Here is a 15,111-nt window from a genome sequence, read left to right as displayed (position 1 = left end):
TCTTTCCATCATTTAGATTTTCTTATGACAATTTATTACTTTATAAATGCCGGCAGGATATGCTCTGCAGTTATTTGCAAGGCCCCATTACCATGATTGTTATGCCCTGTAAAAACAACAATCAGATTAAGCTCTTCAATTAAAATGATGTACTGACTACCACCACCCTGAGCAGACGCGCTGAAATAGCTTTTATCACCAACTTTTAAATCTGCATTCCACCAGAAATAACCATATCCCTGATTAGAGACATCTTTTCCACCGCCAAAGACATCATCATCCCCAACATTGACGACTCTACTAATTGCTCTGGTAATAAAGGCTTCCGGAATTAGCTGTTCGCCATTCCATTTACCCTTATTCATCGCCAATATTCCCAACTTCATCATATCTCTTGATGATATGCTCGATCTCCATCCGGCAGCGGGAAGACCATTAAGTTCATCAGTCAACCAGATGTAATTTGTAATGCCTATTTTATTGAAAAGTTCATTTTTAATAAAGTCTTTAGCAGAACCTGGAACAACAGCTTCTATAACTTGCATTATTAAACCAACACCGTCTCCATATTTAAAATTTTGGGACTTTTCAGTAATCGGTGTACTATGTTCGAGCAAGGCTTGAACTTCACCTTGGCCTTTTAATAAGCTTGGAGTTTCTTCGATTTTTTCTTTCTGCTCTTTACTTATTCGAATACCTGTTCGCGAAGTTAGTGCATGGTTCAAGGTGATCTTTTCTACACCATCAACAAATTTTGTGGAATCAAGATCTTTAAGAAAGCTTACTAAAGGCTTGTCTAAATCTTCCATAGTTAGATATCCTAGCTGGATGGCCCGTGCAAATGCTAAGCCGGTATACGTCTTAGTGGCTGACGCTTGTGGATGAGGCATATTGATGCGACCACGTCTAAAGTATGATTCAAACAAGAGCCTGCCATTATGAGCAATAAGAAAGCTGTCAAAGATACTATCTTTACTATCGGCTATCTCCTGAGACAACTTAAGAATCATCGCTTTATCTCCTCCATCAATACCTAATTTACCTACAGGAATACCATCACTTCTATTTTTTGGAGATGCATGAACAATAGCTTCTTTAAGAATAGAAATATCGCGGAAAGAATTTACGTATTCTTTAACTGCTGTATCAGCTAAGCTACTATCGCTTCGTTGTGTTTTGATTTTTAACCATGCGGGACTTGTAGCATTCGGTATTAACTTTCTGACTTCGCCACCATCAATGTTCATTATATAAATACTTTTTTCTCCATTCCTAGTTGATGAAAAAATTAGTTGAGAACCATCAGGAGACCATGATGGATACCAATCATCAAAATCGTTATTTGTCAATCTTTTTTGATTAGAACCATCAATATTCATCACATAAATCTCATGGTTCCCATCTCTGTCTGACATAAAAGCTATTTGCTTGCCATCGGGTGAAACCTCAGGGTGCCAATCTTCAGCTTCATTGTCTGTTAAATGAATGATATTCTTACCATCAATATCTGATATACTTATCTCATTTTTTTTGTCTTTGAATTCAGAGTGAAAGACTATTTTACCTTCAGGAGTAAAATAAGGACCACCACCATTAAGTGATTTGAGTTGAGTTTGTTGGCTGCCATCAGAATTCATAATCCAAAGTTCTTTCTTCCAATTTTTGTCTGTGTCCTTATAAGCTCTAGAAAAGACTATTTTCTTTCCATCGGGCGACCATGTTGGTGAATTATCCCATTTATTTTTTTCATGAGTTAATCGTTTCCTATTAGTACCATCCCTGTTCATTGTGTGAATAGACCATGTTTTTTTGTCATCATATTTGTAATAAAAAGCAAAATGTTTTCCGTCAGGAGACCAAGCCAAATAACCACCTTTCTCGTTGGTGCTTTTTATAGTTGATTTACCATTAGCATTTATTTGATGAATTTCTATAGTACCCGATTCAGTTGATGAATAAGCAATTGTACTGGAAGTTGACTCAGATAGTTGCCCATTCTGGCAATATGCATTGACCGATATTAGAGTCAATACGAATAGGACATTTATTTGCTTTAAATTTTTAGTTTTCATTGAATATTGGGTTGAATGTGTTTTTGTACCTTACAAAAGATGTATTTTTCTTTGATGAATTCAATCTAAATTTTGCCAACTGCTCTATACCCTAATAAACTGCTCTAAGAAGCCATTTTATAATGGTTAGTTTGCGTTAGAAAACCTCATTAAATGAATTTGAGATCTTTACCTTGTTTTCTTTTAGTATTGTTATTTGTGAGTTCATGCACTCAAGAATCTCCCATTTTCAAGAAGTATGAAACTGTATTCAAAATAGGTGATCAACAAGAATGGGCAGCAAAAAAATGGAATAATCAAGACTGGGTAAAAAAAATTGATTGGGTGCCTGACGGACTGATTTTCTGGTCAAGGACTGAGATTGATATTTTAAAAGCCCCAGAAACTTTTCAACCCTATGGTATTCAGCTAGAAGTATACGGTGAATATGAGGTTTTTTGGGATGGCACTTTGATCGGGAGAAATGGGAATCCGGGACAAGAAGCCATACTTGAACCGGAAGGTAAACTATGGGCGACGTTTAGTATCCCAGAACATCTGACCACAAAAGGAGAACATGTATTAGCAATACGATCAAGTCTCTATCATTTTCCAGATCACGTTGGTATTTGGGCTATGGATATCAATTATTATGATGATCTATTGACCAGCCAATTAATCGAAACTTCCTATATACACCTTTTTGCCGGAGCCTTTCTGATCGCCTCTTTCTATTTTTTCTTTCTTTTTTTAGGAAACAAAAAAGAGTATCCGATGCTTGTTTTTAGCATTAGTTGTTTTTTCTTTTTTGCCTTGACAATGACCCAGTTTATTAGGACCACCGTGCCAATCCATTACAGTCTCCATGTGATAAGACTAGAGGTTATTACCAGTTTAATGTTTGGTATTTCTTTTTTAATTCCACTCTATTTTTCTATGCAGTTTCCCTATCCTAAACGGAAGCTTTTTTTAGGTATTTATGTTGGAATTTTATTATACATATTCATCTTTAAACACCATTCTTTCAATTTCACAGCTTATAATATGGTGGTGAGTTTATGGGTGTTTTCTGCTGGGATAGCGATATTTGGAGTATATAAAAAAGCCAAAGGAGCTCTTTTAGTTTTGCTTACCCTTCTTATTTGCGTGGGCATACGTTACTCGGTTTCATTTACTGTCAGCCTTTTTGCAGGTTTTAGCCTTATTCTTTTGAGCATGCTGTATTTACTTTCGCTTAGAATTAAAGAACAACGCTTGGCCTATGAAAATTCACTAGTTCAATCTACGCGCCTGAGATTAGAATTACTAAAAAAGAATATTCAACCTCATTTTCTGATGAACACCTTGACCTCATTAATAGATTGGGTGGAAGAATCCCCAAAGAAAGGAGTTTTGTTCATAGAGGCATTAGCCAAAGAATTTGATCTTTTTAATCAGATTGAGAACCAGACATTAATACCAATTACTCAGGAAATAGAACTTTGTCGTTCGCATTTAAAGATTATGGAATATAGAAAAGAGGTTAACTATTCTTGGGAGGAAGAAGGCATAGATCCCGAAGAAAAAATACCACCGGGAATTCTTCATACGCTGTTGGAAAATGGAATCACGCATAGCTTGCCTCTAGAGGATAATAGCATAAGATTTAAGCTAGGATTCGAGTCAAATAGTGATTTTAAATGCTTTACGTTTTTAACGTTTGCAACTTCTGCAAGAGAAGCAACAAACAATATGAAAGAAGGTACTGGACTTAAATATATCAAGGCACGTCTCACGGAGAGTTATCATGAACAATGGGAATTTACCTCAGAACCTGTACATCATGGATGGAAGAACACCATAAAAATTTATTTGTAAAGAGATGAAGATTTTAATTGTTGAAGATGAATCAAGGATAGCTAAGAGAATAGAACGAATGACTCGTGCCTTTTTTGGGGACAGCTTACGAGTAATAAATCATACAAACACGCTGCATGAGGCAATGAAATTTATCGGGAATAATGAATTGGATCTCGTTCTTTTGGATTTAAACCTTAATGGTGAAAATGGTTTTGATCTACTTACTGCAGCTGTTTCTGAATCGTTTCATACAATAATTATTTCAGCTTATAAAGAGCAAGCAATTACTGCTTTTGAATATGGAGTGCTCGATTTTGTGCCAAAACCTTTTAATAGTACCCGGTTAGACCAAGCTTTAATGAGAGCAGGTTCAAAAGAAAAAACAGGACCCAACATAGTTAAGTTTTTAGCTGTGAAAAAGCGGCATAAAGTACAGCTAATAGCTATTGAAGAAGTAACTTACATAAAAGGCGCCGGTGCCTATACGGAGCTCTTTATGACAAATAAAAGAAAAGAGTTACATGATAAATCGCTCGAAAAACTAGAACAGCTGTTATCGCCTAGTTTTGAACGTATTCACAAATCGTATCTGGTTAAAATGTCTGAAATAAAGGAAATTATAGTAGAATCTGGCAGCAAATATATCGCCGAGCTAAAAAATGGACAGCTTATACCTATTGGAAGAACAAAATATAAGGACCTCAAATCGAAGTGGTTGTAATCTAATCTCAAAAACGGTTCAGTCAACATTGGCTTGGTATAACTCGATAGCTTTCAGGTAGTTTTCAGCCCCATTCATGGTCATATCATTAATAAAGCCATCAAGTTCCGGATGGTGTTTCTTTATCCAAGAGGTTAATGAATCTACTCCTTGTCGCCAAGTATTCCAATCAACATTGGTGCAGTTCAATTCTTCTATTTTTGAAATTTTTCCTGAGCTAAAACTGATTCTATATTGACATGTCATATCGCTATTTTTCAAAAACGTATTACGAACCGAATTTATTTTGACATTGGCAATGACCTGATTGCTCTTTTCTTCTAGTTCCACTAATTTGTAAGAGGGCTTGAATATCGAATCCCATTTAAAGACTTCATAAAAACCCTTCGTATTGTAAGGCATAACATAATCTCCTGAAATAATGGTGATACTATCATTCACAAGTGTTTTCAATTCATTAAAGTCTAATTTATTCCTAGCATTATAATAGGCCGTAATAGTATCTTGATGATTCAATTTTGCGTCCGTACAACCTACCATGAAATAAAGAGAAACTAGAAGTAAAACTATCTTTTTCATAAACTACCTATTTAGTATTTTAATATATTAAAACTGTGATATTTTCCTTAATAGACATATTACCTAAGCCAATAGTAAGTGTATGAGCTCCCTCATCAAAGATACTCGTAGCCGCCTGACCATTGACTTTTACCTCGAGAGCTTTTTTTATCCCATGAAAAACAATTGTATAATCTCTAGAAATACTTGCCCCTTCAAAATTACCATTAGCCTTTTCTATAGTCAATTTTTTTAGGGTATTATCATACTGCATAAGTGTTCTTCGCAATTCTTCATTGGTTTGGTATTTTTCACTTATACCATCATCTTCATACAGCGTAAAACTACCATTGGCGCCAGCATAAACGTGTATCATCAATTCTGAATTATTAGCACTGGCAATACTAGTTGAAGGTGCGATTGTTGGTATAATGGCTCCTGCTTTTATAAAAATAGGATACGCATTATCTACTATTTTGAATGACAATTGTTCTTCTTTTTCATGATATTCATCATTCCAATAGTTGTACCATCCTCCTTTTGGTAACCATACATCAACGAAGTTAGAATTGGATATATTTGGAGTAATTAACATGTTTTCACCCCATAAATATTGAAGATCTCGATTCCATGCCTGTTCATTATCACCATAGTCCAAAATCATAGGTTGAACCATGGGCACTCCTTTTTCATGAGCCAAATAAGCATTTGAATAGGTGTATGGCATCAAGCCATAGCGCAAATCACTGTATTTTCGAGCCACTGCTTGTGATTCCTTCGATCTGTCTAAGGGCCATCGCGAAGCACCCATACCATGTGGTTTCCATATGGGAGAAAAAGCACCCATTGCCATGGCCCATTGCTGATATAGTTGTTCGTCGGGTCCTGTATTCTTATCCCAATCATAAAACCCTCCTGCATCATGCCCCCAGAATGGAAAGCCAGATAACCCCGCCAGTTGCATAGACCGTATTTGAAATTTCATATCCTCGTAAGTAGGATATATATCACCACTCCAAAGGGTTGCGTATCGCTGCGCACCTGCAGTCATGCCGCGTACCCAGACATAGGGGCGCTTCTCTACTCCAATCTGTTTATCCCAACCATCCTTCACTAATGCTTTTGCAATTAAGAAGAACCAATAGTTTCGCATTTCAGCGGAGCTTCTTCCATTGGCTAAAACCATATCTTTCGGTGCCTTCCCCATTTCATCAAACTCATCTATCCAAAGAGCGTCACCTGGATATTTTAGGGTTGGATCTAGTGATTTTTTGTAAAAAATATTCCAAAACCAATTTCTAAATTCAGCATTGGTTAAGTCAGGAGCACTTTCCTTAAAATTGATCCCATCTGTAACAGGAATATTAAACTCTGGTTTCCATCCTTCACTAAACTGTCCAATACACCTATTAAAATCGATCGTCATGCTAAGTCCCTGCTCGTCTGTCCATTTTTTATAGTCAGTAGGATTTGGGTATCTTCCCCTGTCCCACTCAATAAAAGATTCGCATCGCTTTCCTCCGCCTGCACGCCACCTATTATCATTGACAATGTGATCTAAAGGAAACCCCGCTGCTTTATGGGCCTGTATTTTACCTCGCCACCAGGTTTCATTGGATGGTGTTGCCGAATTATGATCATGTCCTTTATCCGAAAGCTGAAGACCAAATATAGATTTTTGGGGTAAACGTGGCTTGCCTGTTAGGGAGACATATTCTTGTAATACTTCCTTCAGGCTTGGACCAAGAATGAAAAAATAATCCATTTGTCCTTCAAAACCAGAAGTTTTAATTCCAAATTCATATGCTCCATCTTCACCAAAATTGAAGTAATTCTCAAAAGTACTATTCAAAAATATACCATACCCTTTACTCGACATAAAGAAGGGTACAATTAAAGGTGCTTGTTCATGTGAATCACTCCCATAGTTTCTGGCATGTTTTTTTCCTTTGAGATCAATACTTGCTTCTCGACCATAATAACTATGTCCTAAACCTGTAAAATGCTCGTTAGGGTCGCTAACAAATGATCGGATCAAGTCGTCTGCATTATCAATAGAACCTGGCTTTTCTCTTAATATTGATTGCCCTAAATAATGATAATCGAGCGTTAAGTTTTCTTTATCTATGAATAGTTGTAAGTTTTCTTGACCAACCATCCCTACTTCATAAGTGTTCTTAGTTTCCTTAATAGTAAGCCCCCCATCAAAATCATGAGAAGCGACCATTTCATAATGATCATTTGGAAAAAACTCCTCGTCGAACTGCGCATATTGGACTCTGATCATTTTATTACCATAAGGTATCAGTCGAAGTTTGATACCTTCAGTATTGGAAATTAAAATACTATTACCTTGAATTTTGTAAGTTTTATTAGTACAGGCGCTTAGAAAAAGTACTAAAAACAGTAACAAATAAAGATATGTTAGTCGCTGCATAAAAGACGTGTCGTAGTGTTAAACCTTAAATTTAAACTAAAGTTAGAACATAAATAAAAAGTCAATACAACTATAAAAATATCTTAAAGTATTTGTTGTTATCATATATAAAATAGTATCTATGCGTGGCGGCTATTTTAGTGGACTAAATTTGTACAACTATTGATTAAAACAATATTTGACTTCGCAATAATTGCGGGTAGTATTATAGGATACTTCATTGGTATTGCGTTACTAACAGTTACTTTTTATAAAGGGCGTGCTAATAAATATCTTGCCGCCTCTCTATTTTTGCAATCAACTATTACGTTTGCAGGATGGTTTGATCTAGACAATTTCGTCTTTGAGTTTATTCTAAATATTACATTAGAATTTCTGTTTGCGGCTACCTTGTTCACATATTTTCTTATTCAAATAAAGCATGAGTACTTAACAAAAAAATGGTTTAAATGGTTGTATGCTCCATTTATACTTTCTGTAGGTATTGAATGTTATTTTATCACAAGTTCCATTTTTGGTTTTTATAGTGAGCATTTCGATACCCTGATATATTATCTTAAGGATAGCACATCATTTCTTTTCAATGTGATTCTTATTTTTTGGGGAAGAATATTAATAAAAAAGAGTTCTGCCGTTTCTAAAATGGAAAAACGATGGTTATTGAGATTCAACTTTTATATTTTCTGCCTTATTTTAATCTGGCTTGTATCTAAAATAGAGTTTTATCTTTTCGATTCTGATCATATTATCGATTTTCTACTAATCATAGTTTCCCTTTTTTCATGGTGGGTTTTGTATAATGGGATTTTCAAGTTACAGGTAGCAATTCAAAAAAACGAACTACACGATTATCTTGTTGCACAAGGAAGCATTAATACAAGACCAAAAAAGAAAGTAAACGAAACCACCGTTTCTAAAATCAGTGCACAACTCTATGCGTTAATGGATGAAGAGGAGTTATATAAAAATCCTCTTTTAAGTCGGAGCGAGCTAGCAACTCGCCTAGGGACTAGTGAAGTGTACCTGTCCCAAATATTAAATCAGGAAATGAATAAAAGCTTGAGCCAATTTGTTAATGAATACCGAATTGATGCTGCTAAAAATCTCTTACACAATCCTGTGTTTAACAAATACTCTGTTGAGTCGATAGGCTTGGAAGCCGGGTTTAAATCTAAGAGTGCTTTTTATAGTACCTTTAGAACCCATATGGGAATCTCACCAGGAGCATATAGAAAGGGTAAACAAACGTCCTAATTTGTATACCGTTACTTTTTTAGCACCTCTCCCGCTGTTTTTTTACGCGTTGTATTTTTTGATATCGATACTTTTATTTTCAGAAATAGAAAAAGAGTTTTAATGAAATGCACACATACTAGTACCTCAAGGTACACTTTATCATCACCGCTATTTATTGACTCCTCTTTAACAAACAATCATAAAATGTAGTCGACGTCAGCCTATTTTTTTGTGAGAGTTTTATCGTTTTATTACCATCACCTTAAGATTTTCATGAACATTTACCACATAGTTTTACGGCACTAAACAATCTATATGAAACAAAAATTACTCGCACTTACTGTATTCATCCTTTTCTTCTTTGACATAGGATATGGACAAAATCAAGAAAACAAAGGAATTCAAAAAAGGGAGCTATCTACATCCTTTTTCGACAGAACCGAATTTAGAATAGGATACTCAGGCACTATTTTTTGGAGTAACGGATTAACCATTGGTGCAGAATATGTCTGGAAAGAATATGATAAAACAAAAGAACGGAGGGGCAGTCAAAGAACCAATACACATCAGTTTTTATTGAATGGAAATTTAGGATTTGCCACCAATTTTGCATCCAAAACAGATACCGGAGCTTTCGCCAATTTCGGAATCACATGGCGTCGTACCAATAAAAAAGGAAAACAATTTAGTATTGAATTGAATCCACTAGGGTATTACCGCTCCTTTTTACCGGAGACTTTTGAAGTGAATGGCGATAATGTAGACAAGGTGTTTTTACCCGGACGAGGGTACTACGCTCCTTCCCTATCTGTTGGAATAGGAAAACAGCGTAAAGGAAAAGTACGTTCAGGAAGTTACTTTAATATTAACTATAGTCCGCGCTTTAACTACAACGCCGGCACACTCCCGACCTTTTCATTGCAATATGGTTTCCGGTTTAATTTTAATAACAAGAAATAATGAAAAAAATATACCTATTAACAGTTGGGCTAATTGCAATTTTAAGTCTTGCTTCTTGTGCTAATGAAGACAATCTAAATGACCTGAACGAAACCATTTTTGTGCGTCATAAAAATGCAGACATGCCGGCTTACATTAGAGGAAATGCCTCTGAAAAAGTCTTTTTAGTGACCTTAAACGGCGGACCCGGAGGTATCGGTTTGGAATTGACAGGTAATGCCTTAGATGCCATTGAAAAGCAATATGGTGTTGTCTATTTCGATCAGCGTGGCTCTGGAATGTCACAAGGCAGCTATGATGCAGAAGATATTAGTGTTGATTTGATGGCAGAGGATGTACTGGCCTTGGTTAAGGTGTTAAAACGCAAGTATGGTAGTGACTCTAAATTTTTCTTACTCGGACATAGCTGGGGCGGCACACTAGGAACTGCCACTCTAGTAAAAGATCAAAGTGACTTTGCCGGATGGATTGAAGTTGACGGCGCTAATAATCCTGCAGGATTATATGACTTATATAAAGAAACATTTACAAATACGGCAAATGAACAAATTGCCTTGGGGAACAGCGTTGATTTCTGGGAATCTGTTTTAGAACTTGTTGCAGAAGTAGATGCTGAGTCAAACATAGATGATTTCTTAGAACTTAATAGTAAAGCGTTTGACTTAGAGGAACGATTACAGGATGATGGTTTTATAAATGAACCTGATGGCGCTTCAGATGAAAGTAATAAGGTGATTTTTCAATATAACATCTTAACTGCAATCTGGAATAGTGATCGGATTGCGGACATACTAATATATGATCAAAAGCTATTTCAAACGGTGGATTTTACCGATCAACTTTCGGAAATTACCATTCCTTCATTGTACATTTCAGGGCGGTATGATATGATAGTACCCCTAGCTTCTTCTCAAAGAGCATTTGAAAACAATGGCTCAGAAGTAAAAGAATTACTCATATTTGAACAATCTGGTCATTCTCCCGGCTCTAGTGAAACCGAGCGTTTTGCTGCTGAAGTATTGCGTTTTATGAATACTCATAAATAATGAAAAAGCTGAGTTCAACATATATAGCAACGTTGATCCTACTATTTGTTGTCATCTGCTATAGTTCTTGTTCAAATGATGATAGTCTGAATAATTTAAGTGAAACCATTTACGTACGCCATAAAAATGCCGATATGCCGGCCCATATTCATGGTAACGCAACAAACAAGATATTTTTAATCACCTTGCATGGTGGCCCCGGCGGACTTGGCTTGGGAATGCGTTATCCCAGTTTTATAAATCGCATTGAACCCAATTATGCCGTTGTTTATTTTGATCAACGAGGTGCTGGAATGGCGCAGGGTAGTTATGCTGAAGAAGATGTTTCTATCGAGCTTCTTGGCGAGGATATTATAGCCTTAAAAAATGTATTAAAAGCCAAATACGGTCAGGATTCACGTTTCTTTTTAATGGGACATAGTTATGGCGGCACCGTAGGGACTGCTGCTCTTTTAAAAAGCCAAGAGGACTTTTTAGGTTGGATTGAAGTTGGTGGTTCTAATCATCCTTACGGGGTTTATTTTGCCAATATTGAAAATCATGTACGTGTAGCTGATGAACAAATAGCACTAGGAAATAGCGTTGCTTATTGGGAATCGGTCAAACAACTTGTAAGTGAAGTCGACAATACGACTAGAAATCAAGAAGACTTTAATAAGTTAAATTCCGAGGCTGGTTTTGCTCAAGAAAAACTAGAAGCAGACGGTGTCATCAATCGACCTACCAATCAGAGTGACGTCTTTTTTGATTATAACTTGCTGACTGCCTTATGGAATATTTACCAAATACAGTCCATTGAACAAGATTATTTTGGTGACTTTAATCTAAACGATCAAATTTCAGAAATCACGATTCCCACCCTGTTACTCTGGGGTAAATATGATATGGTAGTACCACCATCACTTGGTGTCACGGCCTTTGAAAATATTGGATCAACCGATAAGGAGCTCTTTATTTTTGAACGTTCTGGACATTCCCCTATGGAACACGAACCTTTGTTGTTTACGGATACCGTGTTGGAGTTTATGAATCGGAATAAATAGTACACGATCTTGAGATAAATTTTTGAATAACAAGATCAGGTCGAGCGCAGTAGAGATCTCTCTTTTAGTGATATACGTTTCATTTATATCCTATCCAAAACAGCTTTTCTATAGGACTTCCCAATGGGTAGTTTGCTATCGTTTTGTAGTACTACCTGATTGCCATCTATAAGCTTTAATTGGTCGAAATTAATGGCATAAGACTTATGAATTCTCAGAAAATTATCGGGTAATTTCAATAGAAAATCAGATAAGGTTTGCGGAGCCAATACCTTGTTTTCAGCATAAATTTTAATGTAATTCCCATAAGCTTCAATATGGGTAATAGCATCATAATCAAGCTTAATGATCTTCTTGTCGCTCTTTACAAATATCGATTTATTTACCTCTTCCTTGTCCTCTGAAATGGGATTTATTGCAAGGTTTGGTTTTTGCTGCACTTTATTAACCGCCTGTAAAAAACGCTCAAACGAAAAAGGTTTTAATAGATAATCAGTTACCGACAGTTCGAAGCCTTCGACAGCATACTCAGGGTAAGCAGTGGTGATAATAACACTTGGTTTTTGCTGTAAGGTTTTTAGTAAACTTAATCCAGTAAGTTTTGGCATATTGATATCTAGAAACAAAAGATCAATAGGCTTATCTTGTAATACTTCCATCACTTCAAATGCATTTTTGCAAGAAGATACCAATGCTAAATTTGGAATCGACTCCATATAATTTTCGAGTATCTGACGGGCTATCGGCTCATCATCTGCAATGATGCATTGTAGTACTTTCATGCTATAAATCTAGTATTAATTCAACTTCATAGCGCCCCCCAGTCTCAAGTATGCTAAGTTGGTGTTTATTAGGATACATTAAAGCTAATCGCTTTTTTACATTCTGCAATCCAATTCCACTTCTGCCCTTTTCTAGGTAATGATCATTTTGTTTGGCGTTCATATTGAATGTATTATGAGACTTAAAAACGAGTTGTCCATCTTTGGCTGAAACAGCAACATAAACCTGGCTTCTTTCATGATCAATGTCCAAGTGTTTAAATGCATTTTCGACGAAAACAATCAATAACATAGGGGCTATTTTGATGGTGCTGTCACTCACCCTATTTTCAAATACAATTTCAGTTTTATCTTCCAGTCTGATTTTTTCTAAATCCATATAGTTTTTCAAATAACTAAGTTCTTTTTCTAGAGGAACATAGGTTTCTTTGGTCTCATATAAACTGTAGCGTAACAAATCGGATAGCTTTAACATCAAATTAGGTAATTTATCAGATTTCACTACAGACAAACCATACAAATTATTGAGCGTATTAAATAAGAAATGTGGATTTAACTGCGCTTTTAAAAGCTTCAATTCCGCTTCCTTTTCTTGTTGACGGAGTACAAAGCTATCTCGCGCTATTTTCATGGCAGAGGCAAAAGCAAGTGCTAATAATAAAATGCCAAAAAAGTTTACGAACATACTCAGCTCCAATGTTTGCCCTAATGAAGATTTTATAATGAATACTGAAATGATGGTGAACACAGTCGTGTTTAGTAAAAACAAACTGATAAAGACAGGAAATTTTTTTCTTAAGAACGGTAGGATATACAGATTGTTTATATAAACGGTCGGCGCTAATAATAAGATAATGTAGAAGGAAACCAAAATGCTATCATCAGCTTGAATGGTAGCGGCCAGTATTAAAAACAGCACAAACCAGATAAAGGCATTCTGTATTATTTTGTTATCTATCCACGAATCTAGTTTCGACATTCTTTATTCAATTAGCTACTCAAAAATAGCATCTAACCTGCTTTTCTTTAATTTTTAATGATAAAAGCGCACCATTTCAATTTGAATGTACCGTTTTTCATGATTATAGGGCAATCGATCTAATATCATTTTTTAGAAGCCATTGATCATTCTTTTTTTTAGCTGCCGCAGAAATGGTTGAGTTTTGAATCAAATAGTTAAAAACATATAGATATGAAAACTTTACAACACATTACACTAGTAGCTTTTCTATGTATACAAGCTATGGTATTTGGTCAAACAGAAAATGCAGAAGCGAATGCCAATCAGGAAAAAGCAAAAACCACTATTGAAACAGAAAAATTTAAAGATGCCATCGGTACTTTTTTATTGGTAGAAGGTGACTTCGAACTGCAAATCGTACAAAAAGAAGAAAAGATGTACATCATTACTGAGTTCTCAAATGACATCCTGATTCAAAAAAATGACTCCACACTTTGCGAACCAACACGAGGTGTCGATTTATCGTTGATTGCTGGTAATACGAATGGACTACACTACTCTCAAAATGGATACGAGACCATTCTTAAAAGGGTCGAAGAAAAAAAGTAGTACCATGCAATTAGAACTTCAAAACGTATCGAAACGATATAATAAGAATGCCTTTGGATTGCGAGATTTTTCAATCAGCATTGAAAAAGGCATTCTTGGCTTACTAGGACCTAACGGCGCAGGAAAGTCAACTTTGTTGCGAATGATTGCTACCGTTAATAAGCCGACCACAGGCATTATTAGTTTAAACAAGAACAATATCGTAAAGGACCCTAATTATATGCGCAAGCAGTTAGGCTTCTTACCGCAGGATTTCGGAGTCTATCCTAATTTGAATGCGGTGGAGTTCCTGACCTATATGGCGGCTCTTAAAGGCTTAGGTGGTAAAAATTTAAAACCAAGAATTCTAGAGTTACTCGAAGGTTTGAATCTACTAGCGGTGGCAAAGAAACCCATTGGGAGTTATTCTGGTGGAATGAAACAGCGTGTAGGTATTGCCCAGACCTTATTGAATAATCCTAAAATTGTCATTTTTGATGAGCCTACCGTAGGATTAGATCCTGAAGAACGGGTACGCTTTAGAAACTTGATTTCTGACTTGGCAAATGATTGCATTGTGATCCTGTCTTCCCATATTGTATCCGACATTGATACGATTGCAGATCAGGTAGCAGTCATGAAAAATGGGACTTTACTGTCGTATGGCAGCCCGGAAGACATCATTGATCGAGTAACAGGGAAAGTCTTTGAAATCACATTAGAAAAAGAAGCGGTTCTCAATTTTTCGAAAATACATACCGTCATCAGTAGCGCCAGAAAAAATGGAAAAATACACTTGCGGTATATCGCAGATAAGCAAATAGAAAATGCCGTTGTGCAAGCACCAAACCTGGAAGATGCCTACCTATACCTTACCAAAAACAACTAA

At 36.0% G+C, this 15,111-nt stretch carries 13 protein-coding genes; 8 read left to right on the top strand and 5 right to left on the bottom strand.

Going from position 1 to position 15,111, the window contains the following annotated elements:
- Positions 1 to 35: 35 nt before the first annotated feature.
- Positions 36 to 2,072 carry a serine hydrolase gene (locus ABN763_RS02720; RefSeq protein WP_410483876.1) on the bottom strand — a complete coding sequence of 679 codons (2,037 nt, stop codon included), beginning with the start codon at positions 2,070 to 2,072 and terminating at the stop codon, positions 36 to 38.
- 153 nt (positions 2,073 to 2,225) lie between these two features.
- Here ABN763_RS02720 and ABN763_RS02715 point away from each other — a divergent pair, with 153 nt between their 5' ends.
- Both ABN763_RS02715 and ABN763_RS02710 read left to right on the top strand, forming a co-directional pair.
- A complete protein-coding gene (locus ABN763_RS02715) occupies positions 2,226 to 3,908 on the top strand; it encodes a histidine kinase (protein ID WP_410483875.1) in 1,683 nt (560 codons plus the stop codon).
- Between the two features lie 4 nt (positions 3,909 to 3,912).
- Positions 3,913 to 4,611, top strand: coding sequence for a LytR/AlgR family response regulator transcription factor (locus tag ABN763_RS02710; protein ID WP_410483874.1), 699 nt, complete (start codon positions 3,913 to 3,915; stop codon positions 4,609 to 4,611).
- 18 nt (positions 4,612 to 4,629) lie between these two features.
- Here ABN763_RS02710 and ABN763_RS02705 read toward each other — a convergent pair whose 3' ends face one another.
- Positions 4,630 to 5,190: a hypothetical protein gene (locus ABN763_RS02705; protein WP_410483873.1), complete on the bottom strand. Its 561-nt coding sequence runs from the start codon at positions 5,188 to 5,190 to the stop codon at positions 4,630 to 4,632.
- A 19-nt stretch (positions 5,191 to 5,209) separates the two neighbouring features.
- Positions 5,210 to 7,606, bottom strand: a complete 2,397-nt coding sequence (locus ABN763_RS02700) for a TIM-barrel domain-containing protein (RefSeq protein ID WP_410483872.1) — start codon at positions 7,604 to 7,606, stop codon at positions 5,210 to 5,212.
- Positions 7,607 to 7,768: 162 nt separating this feature from the next.
- Here ABN763_RS02700 and ABN763_RS02695 point away from each other — a divergent pair, with 162 nt between their 5' ends.
- The 4 genes from ABN763_RS02695 (at position 7,769) to ABN763_RS02680 (ending at position 11,891) form a co-directional block, all read left to right on the top strand.
- On the top strand, positions 7,769 to 8,860 hold the full coding sequence (locus ABN763_RS02695; protein WP_410483871.1) for a helix-turn-helix domain-containing protein: 1,092 nt from the start codon (positions 7,769 to 7,771) through the stop codon (positions 8,858 to 8,860).
- Between the two features lie 297 nt (positions 8,861 to 9,157).
- On the top strand, positions 9,158 to 9,802 hold the full coding sequence (locus ABN763_RS02690; RefSeq protein WP_410483870.1) for a hypothetical protein: 645 nt from the start codon (positions 9,158 to 9,160) through the stop codon (positions 9,800 to 9,802).
- The gene (locus ABN763_RS02685; RefSeq protein ID WP_410483869.1) at positions 9,802 to 10,848 is read left to right on the top strand and encodes an alpha/beta fold hydrolase; all 1,047 of its coding nucleotides are present in this window, start codon (positions 9,802 to 9,804) and stop codon (positions 10,846 to 10,848) included. Before ABN763_RS02690 ends, ABN763_RS02685 begins: the two co-directional genes overlap by 1 nt.
- The gene (locus tag ABN763_RS02680) at positions 10,848 to 11,891 is read left to right on the top strand and encodes an alpha/beta fold hydrolase (protein WP_410483868.1); all 1,044 of its coding nucleotides are present in this window, start codon (positions 10,848 to 10,850) and stop codon (positions 11,889 to 11,891) included. The genes ABN763_RS02685 and ABN763_RS02680 overlap by 1 nt, the downstream gene beginning before the upstream one ends.
- 83 nt (positions 11,892 to 11,974) lie before the next feature.
- Here ABN763_RS02680 and ABN763_RS02675 read toward each other — a convergent pair whose 3' ends face one another.
- Together ABN763_RS02675 and ABN763_RS02670 are read right to left on the bottom strand one after the other, a co-directional pair.
- Positions 11,975 to 12,673 carry a LytR/AlgR family response regulator transcription factor gene (locus tag ABN763_RS02675; RefSeq protein ID WP_410483867.1) on the bottom strand — a complete coding sequence of 233 codons (699 nt, stop codon included), beginning with the start codon at positions 12,671 to 12,673 and terminating at the stop codon, positions 11,975 to 11,977.
- Between the two features lies 1 nt (position 12,674).
- Complete coding sequence (locus ABN763_RS02670; RefSeq protein ID WP_410483866.1) at positions 12,675 to 13,652, bottom strand: sensor histidine kinase; 978 nt, start codon at positions 13,650 to 13,652, stop codon at positions 12,675 to 12,677.
- 213 nt (positions 13,653 to 13,865) lie between these two features.
- On the opposite strand from ABN763_RS02670, the gene ABN763_RS02665 reads away from it, so the two are divergent.
- Together ABN763_RS02665 and ABN763_RS02660 are read left to right on the top strand one after the other, a co-directional pair.
- Complete coding sequence (locus tag ABN763_RS02665; protein WP_410483865.1) at positions 13,866 to 14,243, top strand: hypothetical protein; 378 nt, start codon at positions 13,866 to 13,868, stop codon at positions 14,241 to 14,243.
- A complete protein-coding gene (locus ABN763_RS02660; protein ID WP_410483864.1) occupies positions 14,200 to 15,111 on the top strand; it encodes an ATP-binding cassette domain-containing protein in 912 nt (303 codons plus the stop codon). Before ABN763_RS02665 ends, ABN763_RS02660 begins: the two co-directional genes overlap by 44 nt.

The sequence above is a fragment of the Spongiivirga sp. MCCC 1A20706 genome (genome assembly GCF_046524175.1).
GTDB lineage: Bacteria > Bacteroidota > Bacteroidia > Flavobacteriales > Flavobacteriaceae > Spongiivirga.
Note: the sequence above shows the minus strand (reverse complement) of the source record. Positions and strands in the feature narration are given on the sequence as shown.